Origin of the sequence: Pseudomonas sp. PDM03 (genome assembly GCF_014852385.1) — a bacterium.
Classification (GTDB): Bacteria; Pseudomonadota; Gammaproteobacteria; order Pseudomonadales; family Pseudomonadaceae; genus Aquipseudomonas; species Aquipseudomonas migulae.
Genome location: NZ_JACVBM010000001.1, coordinates 342821 through 361603, shown reverse-complemented (window position 1 = coordinate 361603; position 18783 = coordinate 342821). Strand labels below are relative to the sequence as shown.

The following is an 18783-nucleotide window of genomic DNA, read 5'->3' as shown; positions in this document are numbered from 1 at the left end:
GAGGTGAGGGGGCATTCTACTCGCTGTGCAGATTTGCATAAATCAACTCTGCGAGCTTTTTACTGATCCCGGGTGCTTTGGCGATCTCTTCGATGCTGGCACGAGACAGCTCCTGCAATCCACCAAAATGTTTCAACAAATCGCGCCGACGGGTCGGACCCACCCCGGCTACACCCTCAAGCGTAGACGTACGGCGCGTTTTGCCACGACGGGCACGGTGTCCGGTAATTGCAAATCGGTGGGCTTCATCGCGGATCTGCTGGATCAAATGCAGTGCCGGAGAATCGCCACGCAAGGTAAATTCGTGGGCGGCGTCATTGAGGTACAAGGTTTCGAAACCGGCCTTGCGCGTCGCACCCTTGGCTACGCCCAGCAGAATCAGGTCGGGCACCGCCAGTTCATTGAGCACATCGCGCGCCATGGACAACTGCCCCTTGCCGCCGTCCACCAGCAGAATGTCCGGCAACTTGCCCTCCCCGTCCTTCAGTTTGCTGAAGCGCCGGGTCAGGGCCTGGTGCATTGCGGCGTAGTCATCGCCCGGCGTAACGCCCTCAATGTTGTAGCGCCGGTAGTCGGACTTGATCGGGCCTTCAGGGCCGAACACCACGCAGGACGCCACGGTCGCTTCGCCGCTGGAGTGACTGATGTCGTAGCACTCGAGGCGCTGCGGTGGCTCATCCAGTTTCAGCACGTCGGCCAGGGCATCGAAACGTGCCGCAACGTGTTGGCGGTTGGCCAGGCGCGCGCCCAGAGCCTGTTCGGCATTGGTCACGGCCAATTGCTGCCAGCGTGCCCGCGTGCCACGAACCCTGTGACTGATGCTCAGCTCACGACCACGCAGCTCTTCGATGGCCGCGATCAGGGTCGGGAAGTCTTCGTGAACCACGTTGACGATCAGCTCGCTCGGCAAGTCGCGCTCGGGGCTGCTGACGAAGTACTGACCGAGAAACGCGGCCATGACTTCGGAAACGTCTTCCTCAATACCCACCTGCGGAAAGAAATTCTTGCTCCCCAGCACCCGACCACCGCGCACGCTGATCAAATGGACGCAGGCACCGCCCGGATTGACGAACGCTGCGATGACGTCGACGTCACCGGTCCCGCCTTCCATGCTCTGTTGATCCTGAACCCGGCGCAGCAGCGAGATCTGGTCGCGCAATTCAGCGGCACGTTCGAATTCGAGGTTGATCGCCGCCTCTTCCATGCCGGCGGACAATTCATCGGTCAGCGCATTGCTGCGCCCTTCCAGGAACATCACTGAGTGACGAACGTCCTCGGCGTAAACCTCGGGCTCCACCAGCCCCACGCACGGCGCCTTGCAGCGTTTGATCTGGTATTGCAGGCATGGGCGTGTGCGGTTCTTGTAGTAGCTGTCTTCGCACTGGCGAACGAAAAAGGTTTTTTGCAGCAGGCTCAGGCTTTCGCGAATCGCCCCGGCGCTGGGATAAGGGCCGAAATATTTGCCCTTGGCCTTTTTCGCCCCACGATGAATGCTCAGGCGCGGGAACTGACCGTCGGAAAGAAACACGTACGGGTAGGATTTGTCGTCGCGCAGCAGAATGTTGTAGGGCGGGCGCCATTCCTTGATCAGCGTCTGCTCAAGCAGCAAGGCTTCAGTTTCATTGGCCGTGATCGTCGTTTCGACCTGGGCGATACGCGCCACCAGCGCAGCGGTCTTGGGCGCGAGGCCGGACTTGCGGAAGTAACTCGACAGACGATTCTTGAGATTCTTGGCCTTGCCGACGTAGAGCAGGCGTGCCTCGCTGTCGAACATGCGATAGACGCCGGGGCGTCCGCTGACCGTCGACAGGAAAGCACTCGGATCGAAGGTGTCAGTCATTTTCAGAGGCTGGCATCAACCATGCCGTGACGAACTGCCAACAGCGTCAATTCGACATCGCTGCTGATCGAAAGCTTTTCGAAAATTCGGTAACGGTAGGTGTTCACGGTTTTGGGCGACAGGCACAGTTTGTCGGAAATGATCTGGACCTTCTGGCAGCCGACAATCATCAGCGCAATCTGGATCTCCCGCTCCGACAGTGCGTCGAAGGGCGAATCGTTGGTCGGCTGAAAGGATTTGATCGCCAGTTGCTGGGCAATCTGCGGACTGATGTAGCGTTGCCCGGCAAACACCAGGCGGATGGCCTGGACCATTTCCGGCAACCCGGCGCCTTTGGTCAGGTAGCCCGCGGCCCCGGCCTGCAACAAACGTGTCGGAAACGGATCTTCCTCGCACACGGTGACCGCGACGACCTTGATATCCGGATGACTGCGCAACAGTTTGCGCGTGGCTTCAAGACCGCCGATACCCGGCATCTTGACGTCCATCAGCACCACATCGGGTTTCAACTCACGCGCCTTGAGCAGGGATTCTTCCCCGGACTCAGCCTGGCCGACTACTTGCAGGCCATCGATGTCAGCCAGCATTCGTGTAATGCCTGTACGAACGAGATCATGGTCATCGACTACTAGCACCCTAATCAAGCAGACACCTCGCGATATGGTCTTATTGAGTTGCCGACACCTTAGCAAAAAGCAACTGGCAGACCTAGCGGCAAGCGTCATATAAAAAGTTTCAATACATCTTGAAAGGCTTGTCTCATGCGTGTTTCAGCGATACGAGGCATCGACATCGCGCTGCATTCTCAGGAAACACTCGTCTTTGCCGACCACGGCCAGGCCCTTTCGCTCGTATAACGCTTTCGCCGGATTATTTTCAAAAACCGTCAGGCGCAATGCCGGGCGTCGTTCCTTGCACGCCATTGCCAATACCTGATCGATCGCCCAGGAACCGGCGCCCTGCCCCCGGAACGCTTCGAGCACGTGTAACTCACGGATATACAAGGCCCTTGCATCCCGACTCAGGCTTACATAACCCAGCCGTACATCATCGCGGACGATCAGCCAGCTTTCCCGCCCGGCCCAGGCCACATCAAAAGCCTCGTCCTGCCACAGCAGATCGTGCTGAATGTAATAGCTGAGCATGGTTTTACAGGTCAGTTCACGAGCAAAGTCGAGGTCTTGCGATGTCGCAGGACGTAATTCGAATCCCATCAGGCCTCCGCGACGACGATTGTTTGTCCGGTCCAGCCGTCGGCATTGCGGCGAGCAACGACCAGCAGATTGCCTACGCCCGGTGCGGCAGCGATCAGCGAACCGTCCGACGCCCAGATGGCGCTGCGTCCCGCCGACTCCCAGCCCCCTGTCGCACCGCCATGGTTGGCCATCAGCACCGCCATCGAATGCCTGACGGCATAGCCTTGCAACAACGCGGTATCGGGGGCGTAACCATTTTCGGTGATCAGCACGCCTGCGGCATACAGGTCGGCGCCCTGCTGTGCCGCTGCGGCCGCATGGCTGGCGTGGGAAAAATCGGCGCACACCGCCAGGGCAACCGTGTCGTCGCCGATGGTCAGGGGCGAACCGCCAGTGCCCGGTGCAAACGCGACTTCCTCGCCGGGATGCAGATGCTGCTTGCTGTAGACCCCGAGTGAACCATCGGCGCCCAGTACCAGCGCCCCAATCAACACCGGCGAATGCTCCGACAGACGAATAGGCATCCCGACCACGGTCGTTACGCCGACTTCCTGCGCAAAATCGCGCAACGGTTGCAGCACCGCATCCCCCGGCGCAATGGCCAACTCAGCCGCCAGCCCGCGCTCGTACCCGGTCAACGACAGTTCCGGAAACACCAGCAACTGCACGCCCTGCTCCGCCGCTACCTGCATGAAGCGTTGATGCCACGCAATATTGGCGGCCAGGTCTCCGGCGATGGAGATCGATTGAGCGGCGGCGATGGTCAGCGTCGTCATGGTTCGTCCTTGTGACGTTATGTTTTTGTTTAAACGGCGAGTGTGTCACAACCGCCGACGCACTCAAGCGATAGAAAACGCCGCGGTTGATCGATAGCAATTTGTGATTGAATCCGTGTACCGGCCTCTAGTAAGCTCGGCGCATCCATCGGAGACAGATCATGTTCAACGCCCTCTCACAGCTTCGTACCGCCAGCGCCCCGCGCTCGGTTGCGGCTGCCCGGGTGAATGTCGTTTGCGCTCCGGTCAGCTTTTATTTTGGGTATTGGTTTAGCCACTGGCGCGCCTGATACCCACACGGCGCCCACTTTAAACGGGTCGCCACCAGAGAATTCTCAACCCCCGGTCGGCCTCCCGACCGGGGGTTTTGTTTTTTCAGCCCCCACACTTTTTAGCAACAACACAGACATTTTGAGGATTCACGACATGAACTACGCCACTTACTACCGTCACAACAGTTTTACCGCCTGGCGATTTAGCAGCCTCCGCTCGGGACAGCCTGCCGCCTCCGATCGGTCACCCACAGGTGGCAAGCACACACACGCAGCCAATCCGGCCAATTGTCGAACACCCCAGTAGGGCCGAGCGTGCGGGAACGAACCCGCCGCCCGCCCAGGAAGCCTGAACATGAACTCGTCCGTCTCTGCTTTGCCGCTGTCCACCCTGAGCCCTGCCAATGAAGCGCTGACCTTGCGCCTGCCGAGCTCACTGCAACTCAAACAGCAACTGCCGCTCAGCAACGCCCTGACCCGGCAAGTCGCCGCCCACCGCGATGCGGTTCGCGCGATTCTCAACGGTGAAGACTCCCGTTTGCTGGTCATCGTCGGTCCTTGCTCGATTCACGACCCGCAGTCCGCCCTCGAATACGCCAGTCACCTCGCCCGCCTCGCTGCCGACGTCAGCGATGAAATGCTGCTGGTGATGCGCGCCTACGTCGAAAAACCCCGTACCACCGTCGGCTGGAAAGGCCTGGCTTACGATCCGCACCTGGACGGCAGCGACGACATGGCCGGTGGCCTGACCCTGTCACGGGAGCTGATGCGCGAAATGCTTCGACTCGGCCTGCCGATTGCCACCGAACTGCTGCAACCGATGGCCGCCGGGTACTTCGACGACCTGCTCAGCTGGGTCGCCATTGGCGCCCGCACCACCGAGTCGCAGATCCACCGGGAAATGGCCAGCGGCCTGAACATGCCGGTCGGCTTCAAGAACGGCACCGATGGTGGCGTCGGTGTTGCCAGTGACGCCATGCGCTCGGCCGCTCATCCGCATCGGCATTTCGGTGTCGACAGTCAGGGGCACCCCGCGATCATCCAGACCCCGGGCAACCCTGACACTCACTTGGTATTGCGCGGCGGTCATCGCGGCCCGAACTACGACCGCAACAGCGTCGCCCAGGTGAACAGCGACCTGACCAAACTGAAGATCCCGACCCGGATCATGGTCGATTGCAGCCACGCCAACAGCGGCAAAGACCCGCTACGTCAACCGGCGGTGTTCAACGATGTGCTTGAGCAGCGCCTGCAAGGTGATCGCTCGCTGATCGGGATGATGATTGAGAGTCACCTGTTCGAGGGCTGCCAGCCGCTGAGTCCGTCGCTTCAGTACGGTGTATCGGTGACGGATGGCTGCCTGGGCTGGGAGGGGACCGAGGCGTTGTTGCGTTCAGCGGCGGAACAACTGAGAACCGCACGCGGGTGATAGGCAAATGACATTCCGGAGGTAGGTCATTGCAGAGCTCTGCGCTACCTCCGATTAAAGGACGTCCGGACATTCCGAAAAGAGCCTCCTGCTGATTCGAATATTCGTACATTCCCTATTCCGTTTTCCCCCATTCACAGCGGCTTTCTCATACATCGCGCAAACGTCCGAGTGCTTTAGAGTGGGCCCCGGACACATCACGAACTCCCGCGAAAAGGTATGAACATGCAACGGAATGCAAGCACTCTCCATCCCATCCTGTTGGTCCACGGCCTGTTTGGTTTCGATCGGATCGGCCCATTCGAACTGTTCCATGACATCAAGCAAACCCTCAGGAGCTCTGGCGCGAGGGTGTTCATCCCGCACCTGTCGGCTACGCATACCAATGAGGCGCGAGGGGACCAGCTTCTGGCACAGATCGAACGGGTGCTGGAAGGCACCGGCGCAGACAAGGTCAACCTGATCGGGCACAGCCAGGGAGCGCTGGCCGCCCGTTATGCCGCAGCGATAGCACCGGACATCGTTGCGTCGGTGACCTCGGTCAGCGGGCCCAACCATGGCTCGGAACTGGCGGATTTCCTGCGCAAGGCGCTGACGCCTGGACAGCTGCCGGAACAGGTCGCCGATACGGTGGCCACGTTGTTCGCTGACTTCCTGTCCTTGTTGAGTGGCGACCGCCACCTGCCGCAAAACGCGATCGCTGCGCTCAATGCCTTGACCACCGAAGGCGTCAGCGCGTTTAACGAGAAATACCCTCAAGGGCTGCCGAAGACCTGGGGCGGCAAGGGCAGCGAGCGGGTCAACGGCGTTCGCTACTATTCCTGGAGCGGAACCCTGCAGGGCAACCTCCTCGATGAAGGGCTCAACGCACTTGACCCACTGAATGGGTGCTCCCGTGCTTTTGCCAGGTACTTCACCATCGAGGCCGGGCAAAACGACGGCATGGTCGGCCGCTTCAGTTCTCATCTGGGCAAGGTGATCCGCTCCGACTATCCGCTGGACCACCTGGACAGCATCAGCCAGACAGTCGGCCGGGTTCGCAAAGACATCGACCCGATTGACCTGTACGTGCAACACGCCGAACGTCTGCGCAAGGCGGGTCTGTGACCCGGGCGGAACTTTGAGGAGAAATAGCCTCCTGAATCCGGTAGGCTGAGCACTTTACTGAACATTAGAAGGAGTATTTTTCCATGGCTAAAGCCACTGCCCGTCACATCCTGGTTGCCAGCGAAGACAAGTGCAACGAACTCAAAGCCCAAATCGAGGCTGGCGCCGATTTCGCCGAAGTTGCCAAAGCCAACTCCACTTGCCCGTCCAGCCGTCAAGGCGGTGACCTGGGTTCGTTCGGTCCGGGCCAGATGGTCAAGGAATTCGACACCGTGGTCTTCAGCGCACCGATCAACGTCGTGCAAGGCCCGGTCAAGACCCAGTTCGGCTACCACTTGCTCGAAGTGACCAGCCGTCAGGACTAAGTCATTCGCGTAGTTTCATGCACAACGGCCCGCCTTTTGGTGGGCCGTCGTGTTTCGGGTACGTGATACGACTGGCGAGGGACGCGCCGCTAGCGTACAAATTGCGGTTATCGATCACCCGGCTCTAAGGCTGAAAATGCGACTGGCTTTCCCTGTTTTGTTGTTCACTGCCGTGACCCTGTTGCTGGGCGCCGCCGGTGTGAACGCCGCACCGCAACACGCGCTGACCGTCTACGGCGAACCGCCCAAGTACCCGGCCGGCTTCAGTCATTTTGCCTACACCAATCCGCAAGCGCCCAAGGGCGGCACGATGCGTCGCTCGGCGATCGAGATCGGGCATTTCGACCATATGCTGCCTTATATAGACAAAGGCATCGGCGTGACGCAGATCGACGGCTTGATCTATTCGCCGCTGGCCCAGCGTTCGCAGGACGAGCCTTACACCGTGTACGGTCTGGTGGCGCAGAAAATGGAGCGTTCGGATGACGGGTTATCGCTGCGTTTCTACCTCAACCCCAAGGCCCGCTTCGCCGACGGCAAGCCGATCACCGCCGAAGACGTGCGCTACACCTTTGACCTGCTGATGACCCAGGGCAGCCTGCGCTATCGCACCCAGTTCGCGGACGTCAAAGGCGTCGAGGTGGAATCCCCGCTGACGGTGCGTTTCGACTTCAAAAGCAACGAAAACCGCACCCTGCCCCTCGACATCGCAACCTTGCCGGTGTTTCCCGAGCACTGGTGGAAAACCCGCGATTTCGCAAGCGGTGGCGGTTACGAGCCGCCACTGGGCAGCGGCCCGTATAAGGTGAGCAAGGTCGACTCCGGGCGCAGCATCACCTTCGAACGCAATCCGGACTGGTGGGGCAAGGACTTGCCGGTCAGCCGTGGTCTGTACAACTTCGATCACTTCAGCATCGAGTACTTCGGTGATACCGATGTGGCGCGTCAAGTGCTGCGCGGTGGCGCCTACGACTACAACCGCGAATTCTCCGCCACCGCCTACTCCATCGGCTACGAAAGCCCGGCCCTCAGCGACGGTCGCCTGCAAAAGGCGCACCTGGCCAGAGAAGCGCCGCAATCGGCACAGGGCTTTGTGTTCAATCTGCAGAATCCGATATTCCAGGACCGCCGCGTCCGCCAGGCACTGGTGATGCTGTGGGATTTCGAATGGAGCAACCGGCAGATGATGCGCGATATGTATATCCGCCAGCAGAGTTTCTTCTCCAACTCCGCCCTCGCCGCCCGCAGCCTGCCGGATGCCGCCGAACTGGCGATTCTCGAACCGCTGCGCGGGCAGATCCCCGACGAGGTGTTCACCAAAGTCTTCGAAGCGCCGAAAACCGACGGCAGTGGCGTGATCCGTGACAAACAACTGCAAGCACTGGATTTGCTCGAACAGGCCGGCTGGAAACCCGATGGCGATCAATTGGTGAATGCCGAGGGCCAGCCGCTGAGCTTTACCTTCCTGGTCAGCCAGAACGGCATGGACCGTTTGCTGTTGCCTTACAAGCGCACGCTGAAGCAGATCGGCATCGACCTGAACATCCGCCGCATCGACTCCTCCCAATACGTCAATCGTCTGATGTCCCGGGATTACGACATGATCGTCACCGGCTACCCGGTCACCACGTCGCCGGGCAACGAGTTGACTAACTATTTTGGTTCGGCAGCGGCCAACGATCCGGGCTCCAACAACTACATGGTGTTGAAGAACCCGGCGGTCGATACGCTGGTCAACGGCCTGGTCCGCGCCACCACCCAGGCCGACATGTTGCGCTACGCCCATGCCCTCGACCGGGTACTGCAATGGAACTATTACTGGATTCCCAACTACTACCCGCCGGGCAGCTCGACTGTGTGGTGGAACCGTTTCGGCATTCCCAGCGTGCAAGCAGCCAATGACGAAGCCATCGAGAGCTGGTGGGAAGTGAGCACCACGCCGCTGACCAACCAACAGATGACCGCCGAACTGATCAAGCGCGGCAAACCCGGAGGGCCGCACTGATGTGGGCTTATATTCTGCGGCGCCTGCTGCTGATCATTCCGACCCTGGTGATCATTCTGCTGGTCAACTTCGTCATCGTTCAGGCCGCACCGGGCGGCCCGGTCGAACAGGCGATCGCGCACTTGCAAGGCATCGGCGGCGCCAGCGTCGGCGGCGGTTCCGGCGAGGTCATGAGCGGCAGTTCGCGAGCCAGTCGCGGCCTCGACCCGCAACTGATCAAGGAAATCGAAAAGCAATACGGCTTCGACAAACCGGCCCATGAGCGCCTGTGGCTAATGCTCACCAGTTACGCGCGACTGGACTTCGGCAAAAGCTTTTTCCGCGGCGCCACGGTCACCGACCTGATCCTCGAAAAAATGCCGGTGACCATTTCCCTCGGGCTCTGGGCCACGCTGATCACCTATCTGGTGTCGATCCCGCTGGGCATCCGCAAAGCCGTGCACCACGGCAGCCAATTCGATATCTGGAGCAGCACCGCGATCATCATTGGCTACGCGATGCCGGCGTTCCTGTTTGCGATGTTCCTGATCGTGGTGTTCGCCGGCGGCACGTCGCTGAACTGGTTTCCGGTGCGCGGCCTGGTCTCGGACAATTTCGACTCGCTGTCCACCGTGGGCAAGATCGCCGACTATTTCTGGCACCTGGTATTGCCGGTCACGGCGCTGGTCATCGGTGGATTTGCCACATTGACCATCCTGACCAAAAACTCCTTCCTCAATGAAATCACCCGCCAGTACGTGGTCACGGCGCGCGCCAAAGGCATGAGCGAACGTCGCGTGCTGTACGGCCATGTGTTCCGCAACGCCATGCTGCTGGTGGTGTCGGGCATTCCCCAGGCGTTCATCAGCGTGTTCTTTGCCGGTTCGCTGCTGATCGAGGTGATCTTCTCCCTCGATGGCCTGGGCCGCATGAGTTATGAAGCTGCGGTGTCGCGGGATTATCCAGTGGTGTTCGGTTCGCTGTTCATCTTCACGCTGTTCGGCCTGCTGATAAAACTGGTCGGCGACCTGTGCTACACGCTGGTCGACCCGCGTATCGATTTCGCCGCGAGGAATGCCTGATGTTCAAGCTTTCGCCGTTGGCGCGCCGCCGTTTCGACCGATTCAAGAAAAACCGCCGTGGCTGGTGGTCGCTGTGGCTATTTGTCGGCCTGTTTTTGCTGACCCTCGGTGGCGAGCTGATCGCCAACGACAAGCCGCTGGTGGTCAGCTATCAGGGCTCGTTGTACTTCCCGGCGTTCAAGCGCTACACCGAGCAGGCGTTCGGCGGGCAACTGCCGTTCCAGGCGGATTACCGCAGTGACTATGTGCAGAAGCTGATCAAAAAGGACGGCGGCTGGCTGCTGTTTCCGCCGATCCCGTTCAGCGACGACACGCCCAACTACGACCTGAACAAACCGGCACCAAGTCCACCGTCGAATGTGAATTGGCTGGGCACCGACGACCAGGCTCGCGACGTGCTGGCGCGAGTGATTTTCGGCGCACGAGTGTCGATTCTTTTTGCACTGATGCTGACCTTTGTCAGCGCACTGATCGGCATCGCTGCCGGCGCGCTGCAAGGCTACTACGGCGGCTGGGTCGACCTGATCGGCCAGCGTTTGCAGGAGGTCTGGTCGGGTCTGCCGGTGCTGTACCTGCTGATTATTCTGTCGGGGTTTGTCGAGCCGAATTTCTGGTGGCTGCTGGGGATCATGGCGTTGTTTTCCTGGCTGGCGCTGGTGGACGTGGTGCGTGCCGAGTTCCTGCGCGGGCGCAACCTCGAATATGTCAAGGCTGCGCGGGCACTGGGCCTGACCGACCGCAAAGTCATCGTGCGGCACATCCTGCCCAACGCGATGAACGCGACGCTGAGCTACCTGCCGTTCATTTTGACCGGGGCCATTTCGACGCTCACCGCGCTGGACTTCCTCGGTTTCGGCATGCCGGCCGGCAGTGCCTCGCTGGGCGAGTTGATCGGTCAGGGCAAGCAAAACCTGCAAGCGCCATGGCTGGGGCTGACTGCGTTTTTCACCCTGGCACTGATCCTGTCTTTACTGGTGTTTATCGGCGAGGCGTTGCGAGATGCCTTTGACCCTCGATCCTGACGCGGACTGTTGATATGAGTAACAACCTGATCGAAATCCGTGACCTCTGCGTGGCCTTCAGCGGCGAGACCGTGGTGCGTAATCTGTGCCTGGACATCCGCCCCGGTGAATGCCTGGCGCTGGTGGGTGAGTCGGGTTCCGGCAAATCGGTGACCGCGCACTCGATCCTGCAACTGCTGCCCGAGACCGGCACCGAAACCAGCGGCAGCATCCGCTATCGCGGCAAGGAGTTGCTCGGCGCTTCGTCCAGGGTTTTGCGAGAGTTGCGGGGCAACCGCATCGCCATGATCTTCCAGGAGCCGATGACCTCGCTCAATCCGCTGCACAGCATTGAAAAGCAGATCGGTGAAACCCTGCTGCTGCACAAGGGCCTGACCGGCAAAGCTGCGCAGGAGCGGATTCTGGAGTTGCTGCACCTCGTGGGCATCCAGAAGCCCAAAGAGCGGCTCAAGGCGTATCCACATCAACTGTCCGGCGGCCAGCGGCAACGGGTGATGATCGCCATGGCGCTGGCCTGCGAGCCGGAGTTGCTGATCGCCGACGAGCCCACTACTGCGCTCGACGTTACGGTGCAGCGCAAGATCCTGATCCTGCTCAAGTCCTTGCAACAGCGGCTCGGCATGTCATTGCTGCTGATCAGCCATGACCTCAATCTGGTGCGCAGCATCGCTCAGCGTGTGTGCGTGATGAAGGCCGGGGAAATCGTCGAACAGGCGCCGTGCGAAACGCTGTTCACCGAGCCGAAACATCCCTACAGCTGCGTACTGCTGAACGCCGAACCGGAAGGCCAGGCGCTGCCCCGTGACGAGCGCGAGAACGTTCTGGAAGTGGACAATCTTTGCGTGCGCTTCCCTCTCGGTGGCGGGCTGTTTAAGCGCAAAACGTACTTGCATGCCGTGGACGGCATCAGCCTGAATGTCCAGCGCGGCAAGACATTGGGCATTGTGGGTGAGTCCGGCTCGGGCAAGTCGACACTGGGTCAGGCGATCCTGCGCCTGCTCGACTCTGAAGGCAGCATTCGCTTTCAGGGCCAGGCGCTGGACGGCCTGACGCAAAAGCAACTGCGGCCATGGCGCAAGAAAATGCAGGTGGTGTTCCAGGACCCTTTCGGCAGCCTCAGCCCACGGATGTCCGTGGCACAAATCATCAGTGAAGGCCTGGAAGTGCATAGCCAGTTGACGGCAGACGAATGCAAGGCCGAAGTGATTCGGGCCCTGCAGGAAGTCGGCCTCGACCCGCAAAGCCGTCATCGCTACCCCCACGAATTCTCCGGTGGCCAACGCCAACGCATCGCCATCGCCAGGGCGCTGGTGCTGAAACCGGCGCTGATCCTGCTGGACGAACCGACCTCGGCGCTGGACCGCACCGTGCAGAAACAAGTGGTCGCGCTGCTGCGCCAGCTTCAGGAAAAACACGGCCTGACGTACCTGTTTATCAGCCACGACCTGGCGGTGGTACGCGCCCTGGCGCATGACATGATCGTGATCAAGGACGGCAAAGTGGTGGAAAGCGGCGCCAGCCACGACGTGTTTGATTCACCGCAGCATCCGTACACCAAAGAGCTGTTGGCGGCGGCGCATCTGCAACAGGCATAAAACCGCGTCGCCCCTATCGCGAGCGGGCTCACTCCCACAGTTGACCGCGTTCCAATGTGGGAGCGAGACCGGCTTGCCGGCGATGGCGTCAGCCCAAGCAAATCATAATCAGGATCTGCACTATGAACACCACCGAAAGCCTCAAGGATTACCAGCGCGTTCGTCTGTTGGCGATCCGTTCGCTGTTCGAGATCATCGAGCAGTCCAGCGAAGGCACGGTGATTGTCGATCGCGACGCGAACATCGTCTGGATGAACGAACGTTATGCCCGACGCTTCGGTCTGGAATCAGCGGAAGTGGCCATCGGCAAGGCCTGCGAAAGTGTGATCCCCGGCAGCCTGCTACGGGAAGTGGTGCGCACCGGCCGACCGATTCTGCTCGACATGCAGGACACCCCCAAGGAACCGTTGGTGGTGATGCGCCTGCCGATCCACGACGACGCCGGCGTGGTGATCGGCGCCATCGGTTTTGCCTTGTTCGATGAGTTGCGCAGCCTGTCGCCGATGCTCAAGCGCTACATGAGCATGCAGGAAGAACTGGCCTCCACCCGTTCGCTGCTGCGGGCGCGGCAGACCAAGTACAACTTCGCGCATTTTATCGGCACCAGCGCGGCCAGCCTCGAAGTCAAACGCCGCGCCCGACGCAGCGCCAGTGCTGACTCTCCGGTTTTGCTGCTCGGCGAAACCGGCACCGGCAAAGAGCTGCTGGCGCAGGCGATTCATGGCGCATCACCCCGTGCGCACAAAGCTTTCGTCAGCATCAACAGCGCAGCGATTCCCGAGGCGCTGCTCGAGGCCGAATTCTTCGGCACCGCCCCCGGCGCGTTTACCGGCGCCGATCGAAAGGGGCGCGTCGGCAAGTTGCAGATTGCGCAGGGCGGCACGCTGTTTCTCGATGAAATCGGCGACATGCCGCTGCCGCTGCAAAGCAAACTGCTGCGGGTGTTGCAGGAAAAGGAATTCGAACCGGTCGGGTCCAACGAAGTGATTCAGAGCGATGTGCGGGTGATCGCCGCGACCTCCACCGACCTTGAAGCGGCGATCAAACGCGGCGAGTTTCGCGCCGACTTGTATTACCGCCTCAATGTGCTGCCGATCCAGGTGCCGCCGCTGCGTGATCGTCTCGATGATTTGCCGGCCCTGAGTGAAGCGATTCTTGAGGAGCTGCGCAGTCAGCATGAACTGAACCGCGAAGCGTTGGAGCTATTGGGGCAACACGCCTGGCCGGGGAACATTCGCGAGCTGCGCAACGTGCTGGAACGGGCGGCATTGCTCAGTGACGATCTGATGCTGAACGCGACCGATATCCGCGCGGCGATTGGTACGTTTACGCCGGTGGAGCGTGTGGTGCCTTTAAAGGTTGAGTCGGTGGCACACGAGACGTTCAGTGAGGCGCGTGAACGGTTTGACCGGCAGTTGATCGAATCGGCCCTCGCGCAATGCGGGGGGAAAGTGATTGAGGCGGCGGCGCGGCTGGGGCTTGGGCGGTCAACGTTGTACAAGAAGATGGTGGCGTTGGGGATTGCTGAGTCTCTATAGAGAGACATGAATCTCTATTTGCAGACATATTTTTGGAGCGCTTTGCGCTCATCGCCAGCAAGCCGGCTCCTACAGGGTTTTCGGTGTTGACGCGATCTTCTGTAGGAGCCGGCTTGCTGGCGATGGCGGCCTCCAAACCACAAAAAATCTCAAAAAAGAGACAAACGTCTCTATCCACACACTAAAATCACAAAAATATCCTTATATTTCAACATGTTGCCACCTTGGCACAAATCTCGCTAAAGCCCTCTCCCACACCGTTTCACCCCACAAAAATAACAATCCAGGAGACACACCATGAGTGTGATCATTGCCTTGGCAGCCCTCGCGCTGCTGATGCTCGCGGCCTACCGTGGCTACAGCGTTATCCTCTTTGCCCCGATTGCCGCCCTCGGCGCTGTCCTGCTCACCGACCCTTCCGCCGTCGCCCCTGCTTTCACCGGGGTGTTCATGGAGAAAATGGTCGGCTTCATCAAACTGTATTTCCCGGTGTTCCTGCTCGGCGCGGTGTTCGGCAAGCTGATCGAGCTGTCGGGTTTCTCGCGTTCCATCGTTGCGGCGGCGATTCGCCTGCTCGGTACCCGTCAGGCGATGCTGGTGATCGTGCTGGTTTGCGCCCTGCTCACTTACGGCGGCGTGTCGCTGTTTGTGGTGGTGTTTGCGGTCTACCCGTTCGCGGCCGAGATGTTCCGCCAGAGCAATATTCCCAAGCGCCTGATCCCGGCGACCATCGCCCTCGGCGCCTTCTCGTTCACCATGGACGCCCTGCCCGGCACCCCGCAAATCCAGAACATCATCCCCAGCACCTTCTTCAACACCACCGCGTGGGCGGCGCCGTGGCTGGGTTTGATCGGCTCAATCTTCGTGGTCTGCGCCGGCATGGCGTTTCTGCAGCGCCAGCGCAACAAGGCTCAGATTTCGGGTGAAGGCTACGGCACCGACCTGCGCAACGAACCGGAAACCGCCGCCGACATCAAACTTCCCAACCCGTGGATCGCGCTGTCGCCACTGCTGGCCGTCGGCATCATGAACCTGTTGTTTACCCAGTGGATTCCCCAGTGGTACGGCAAGACCCATAGCCTCGCGCTGCCAGGCATGGCCGCACCGGTAACCACCGATGTCGCCAAACTCACGGCGATCTGGGCCGTTCAGGCTGCCTTGCTGGTCGGCATCATCATGGTGCTGGTGTTCGGCTTCCAGGCGATTCGCGGCAAGTTGGCCGAAGGCAGCAGAAGTGCGGTCAGCGGTTCATTGCTGGCAGCGATGAACACGGCATCTGAATACGGTTTTGGTGCGGTGATCGCGTCCTTGCCAGGCTTTCTGGTGCTGGCCGACTGGCTCAAAAGCATTCCCAACCCGCTGGTCAACGAAGCGATCACCGTGACTTTGCTGGCCGGTATCACCGGCTCTGCATCGGGCGGCATGAGCATTGCGCTGGCGGCCATGGCCAATGACTTCATCGCTGCGGCCCATGCGGCCAACATTCCCCTGGAAGTGCTGCACCGCGTCGCCGCGATGGCCAGTGGCGGCATGGACACCCTGCCGCATAACGGCGCGGTCATCACCTTGCTGGCGGTGACGGGCCTGACCCACCGCGAAGCCTACAAAGACATTTTCTGTATTACGCTGATCAAGACCCTGGCGGTTTTTGTGGTGATCGGTACTTTCTACGCCACTGGCATTGTGTGAGGTATTCATGACGACTCTTTCAGGCAAGACCGCACTGGTCACCGGCTCCACCAGCGGCATCGGCCTGGGCATCGCCCTCAGCCTGGCCAAGGCTGGCGCCACCCTGATTCTCAACGGTTTCGGCGATGCCTCCACAGTGATTGCCGAGGTTGAACAGTTCGGCGGCAAGGTCGGTCATCACCCCGCCGATGTCAGCGACCCGGCGCAGATTGCCGACATGATCGCCTACGCCGAGCGCGAGTTCGGCGGCGTGGACATTCTGGTCAACAATGCCGGCATTCAGCACGTGGCGTCGGTGGAAGATTTTCCCGTGGAGCGCTGGGATTCGATCATTGCGATCAACCTGTCGTCGGTGTTTCACAGCACCCGTTTGAGCTTGCCGGGCATGCGCGCCAAGGGCTGGGGGCGGGTTATCAATATCGCCTCGGTGCATGGCCAGGTCGGTTCGGTGGGCAAGGCGGCTTACGTCGCGGCCAAGCATGGGGTGATCGGTTTGACCAAGGTGGTCGGCCTGGAAACCGCCACGACCAACGTCACCTGCAACGCAATCTGCCCAGGCTGGGTGTTGACGCCGTTGGTGCAGAAGCAGATTGACGACCGCATCGCCAAAGGGGTTGATCCGCAGCAGGCGCAACACGATTTGCTGGCCGAGAAGCAGCCGTCGCTGGAGTTCGTTACGCCGCCTCAGCTGGGTGAACTGGTGCTGTTTTTGTGCAGTGAGGCCGGTAGCCAGGTTCGAGGTGCAGCGTGGAATATAGATGGTGGGTGGTTGGCGCAGTGATTAGGCGATAGACCGCGTTATCGTTCATCGCGGGCAAGCCAGCTCCCACAGGTTATCGGTGTTTTCATGATCGACGCATGACCTGTAGGAGCCGGCTTGCTGGCGATTGGATCTGAAGATAAAAGAAGAGGCAAAAAATGTCCGACATCCTCTGGCAACCTGATGCCAAACGCATCGCCAAGACCCGCATGGACGCCTTCCGGCGCGCCATCAATCAACGCCACCACCTCGACATTGCCGACTACGCCGCCCTGCACCAATGGTCCATCAATCAACGGGTCGATTTCTGGCAAGCCATCGTCGATTTCTTCGACATCCGTTTCCATACGCAACCGGACGCCGTGCTGATCGAAGGTGAGCACATGCCCAGCGCCCAGTGGTTTCCCGGCGCCACCCTGAACTTTGCCGAACACCTGCTGCGCCGTCGTGACGATGCCGTCGCCGTCATTGCGATCGGTGAAAACGGCCAGCGCGAACAACTGACCTGGGCCGAACTGGCCGAGCATGTCGCCGGTTTTCAAAACAGCTTGATCGCCGTCGGTGTCGGCCTTGGCGACCGCGTCGCCGCGTGCATGCCGAACACCTGGCAAACCCTGGTCGCCATGCTCGCCACCACCAGCCTCGGAGCGATCTGGTCCTGTTCGTCGCCGGACTTCGGCACCCAGGGCGTCATCGACCGCTTCGGCCAGATCGAACCGAAAGTGCTGATCACCTGCGCCGGTTACCGTTATGCCGGCAAAGACATCGACCAGCGCGCCAAGGTCAACGAAATCCTTGAACGCCTGCCGTCGCTGCAACAGCTGATCGTGGTGCCTTACGCACAACCCCAGGCGCACATCAAAGACTTCCGCACCCACGCAGGCGTGACGCTTTGGGATGCGTTCTACGAACCGGGCGGCGAGCCGGATTTCGTTGCCGTGCCTTTCGCCCATCCGCTGTACATCCTCTATTCCAGCGGCACCACCGGCGTGCCCAAATGCATCATCCACAGCACCGGCGGCGTGCTGTTGCAGCACGTCAAGGAACACGGCCTGCATTGCGACCTCGGGCCCGGCGACCGCTTGTTTTACTACACCACTTGCGGCTGGATGATGTGGAACTGGCTGGTGTCGGCCCTGGCCGTCGGCAGCGCCGTGGTGCTGTACGACGGCTCGCCATTTCATCCCGGCCCGGAGCGCTTGATCGACCTGATCGACGACGAGCGCATCAGCGTGTTCGGCACCAGTCCCAAGTACCTCGCGACCCTGGAAAGCAACGGCGTGAAGCCTCGGCAAAGCCATGATCTCGGCACGCTGAAAACCCTGTTGTGCACCGGTTCTGCGCTATCGCCGCAAAGCTACGACTACGTCTATCGCGACCTCAAGGCCGACCTGTGCCTGGCGTCGATGTCCGGCGGCACCGACATCGTTTCGTGCTTCGTGAACGGCAATCCATTGCTGGCGGTGCGTCGCGGCGAAATCCAGGGCAAGAGCCTGGGGATGGCGGTCGAAGTCTGGAACGATGCCGGTCGTGCGGTCATTGGCGAAAAAGGTGAGCTGGTCTGCACCCGACACTTTCCGGCCATGCCCGTCGGCCTGTGGAACGACCCGACCGGGGAAAAACTGCGCGCGTCTTATTTCAGCCTGTTCCCCGGCGTCTGGGCCCAGGGCGATTACGCCGAACAATTGGCTCACGGCGCGATGATGATTCACGGACGCTCGGACGCGGTACTCAACCCCGGCGGCGTGCGTATCGGCACGGCGGAGATTTACCGTCAGGTGGAGAAAGTCCCGCAAGTCACCGACAGCGTGGCCATCGGTCAGCAATGGCAAGACGACGTGCGAGTCGTGCTGTTCGTGCGGCTGGTCGAGGGGGTCGAACTGGACGAAGCGCTGCAACAGCAGATTCGCCAGGTCATCCGCGCCAACACCACGCCACGGCACGTACCGGCGAAGATTGTCGCGGTGACGGACATTCCGCGCACCATCAGCGGCAAAGTGGTCGAGTTGGCGGTGAGGAACGTGGTGCATGGCCAGCCGGTGAAAAACACCGATGCGCTGGCCAATCCCGAAGCGCTGGAGCAATTTCGGGATCGACCGGAACTGGCTTTTTAAACGGCCTGCACTTC

15 protein-coding genes are annotated in these 18783 nt (G+C 60.5%); 11 read left to right on the top strand and 4 right to left on the bottom strand.

What is annotated here, in order from left to right; genetic code table 11:
• Positions 1-16: 16 nt before the first annotated feature.
• The 4 genes from uvrC to IB254_RS01640 form a co-directional block, all read right to left on the bottom strand.
• Complete coding sequence (gene uvrC / locus IB254_RS01655; protein ID WP_008029554.1) at positions 17-1840, bottom strand: excinuclease ABC subunit UvrC; 1824 nt, start codon at positions 1838-1840, stop codon at positions 17-19.
• A gap of 2 nt (positions 1841-1842) precedes the next feature.
• Complete coding sequence (uvrY, locus tag IB254_RS01650) at positions 1843-2484, bottom strand: UvrY/SirA/GacA family response regulator transcription factor (RefSeq protein ID WP_008015884.1); 642 nt, start codon at positions 2482-2484, stop codon at positions 1843-1845.
• A 126-nt stretch (positions 2485-2610) separates the two neighbouring features.
• A complete protein-coding gene (locus tag IB254_RS01645; RefSeq protein ID WP_192416101.1) occupies positions 2611-3054 on the bottom strand; it encodes a GNAT family N-acetyltransferase in 444 nt (147 codons plus the stop codon).
• The gene (locus IB254_RS01640; protein ID WP_192416099.1) at positions 3054-3812 is read right to left on the bottom strand and encodes a carbon-nitrogen hydrolase family protein; all 759 of its coding nucleotides are present in this window, start codon (positions 3810-3812) and stop codon (positions 3054-3056) included. The genes IB254_RS01645 and IB254_RS01640 overlap by 1 nt, the downstream gene beginning before the upstream one ends.
• Positions 3813-4439: 627 nt before the next feature.
• On the opposite strand from IB254_RS01640, the gene IB254_RS01635 reads away from it, so the two are divergent.
• From IB254_RS01635 to IB254_RS01585, 11 genes are all read left to right on the top strand, one after another.
• Positions 4440-5513 carry a 3-deoxy-7-phosphoheptulonate synthase gene (locus tag IB254_RS01635; RefSeq protein ID WP_192416097.1) on the top strand — a complete coding sequence of 358 codons (1074 nt, stop codon included), beginning with the start codon at positions 4440-4442 and terminating at the stop codon, positions 5511-5513.
• A 225-nt stretch (positions 5514-5738) separates the two neighbouring features.
• Positions 5739-6620, top strand: coding sequence for an esterase/lipase family protein (locus IB254_RS01630; RefSeq protein WP_192416095.1), 882 nt, complete (start codon positions 5739-5741; stop codon positions 6618-6620).
• An 83-nt stretch (positions 6621-6703) separates the two neighbouring features.
• Positions 6704-6985 carry a peptidylprolyl isomerase gene (locus IB254_RS01625; RefSeq protein ID WP_008029538.1) on the top strand — a complete coding sequence of 94 codons (282 nt, stop codon included), beginning with the start codon at positions 6704-6706 and terminating at the stop codon, positions 6983-6985.
• 136 nt (positions 6986-7121) lie between these two features.
• Positions 7122-8990 (top strand): extracellular solute-binding protein, encoded by a 1869-nt coding sequence (locus tag IB254_RS01620; RefSeq protein ID WP_192416092.1) that lies wholly within the window; start codon positions 7122-7124, stop codon positions 8988-8990.
• Positions 8990-10051: a microcin C ABC transporter permease YejB gene (locus IB254_RS01615; protein WP_008029533.1), complete on the top strand. Its 1062-nt coding sequence runs from the start codon at positions 8990-8992 to the stop codon at positions 10049-10051. Before IB254_RS01620 ends, IB254_RS01615 begins: the two co-directional genes overlap by 1 nt.
• Entirely contained in the window at positions 10051-11073 is a 1023-nt protein-coding gene (locus tag IB254_RS01610) for an ABC transporter permease (RefSeq protein WP_008037110.1), read from the top strand. The genes IB254_RS01615 and IB254_RS01610 overlap by 1 nt, the downstream gene beginning before the upstream one ends.
• Before the next feature lie 14 nt (positions 11074-11087).
• Positions 11088-12668, top strand: a complete 1581-nt coding sequence (locus IB254_RS01605; protein WP_192416090.1) for an ABC transporter ATP-binding protein — start codon at positions 11088-11090, stop codon at positions 12666-12668.
• A gap of 122 nt (positions 12669-12790) precedes the next feature.
• A complete protein-coding gene (locus tag IB254_RS01600; RefSeq protein WP_192416088.1) occupies positions 12791-14206 on the top strand; it encodes a sigma-54 interaction domain-containing protein in 1416 nt (471 codons plus the stop codon).
• 297 nt (positions 14207-14503) lie between these two features.
• Positions 14504-15895, top strand: a complete 1392-nt coding sequence (locus tag IB254_RS01595; protein ID WP_192416085.1) for a GntP family permease — start codon at positions 14504-14506, stop codon at positions 15893-15895.
• 7 nt (positions 15896-15902) lie between these two features.
• Positions 15903-16676 carry a 3-hydroxybutyrate dehydrogenase gene (locus IB254_RS01590; protein WP_192416083.1) on the top strand — a complete coding sequence of 258 codons (774 nt, stop codon included), beginning with the start codon at positions 15903-15905 and terminating at the stop codon, positions 16674-16676.
• A 137-nt stretch (positions 16677-16813) separates the two neighbouring features.
• Positions 16814-18769, top strand: coding sequence for an acetoacetate--CoA ligase (locus IB254_RS01585; protein WP_192416080.1), 1956 nt, complete (start codon positions 16814-16816; stop codon positions 18767-18769).
• Positions 18770-18783: the final 14 nt, after the last annotated feature.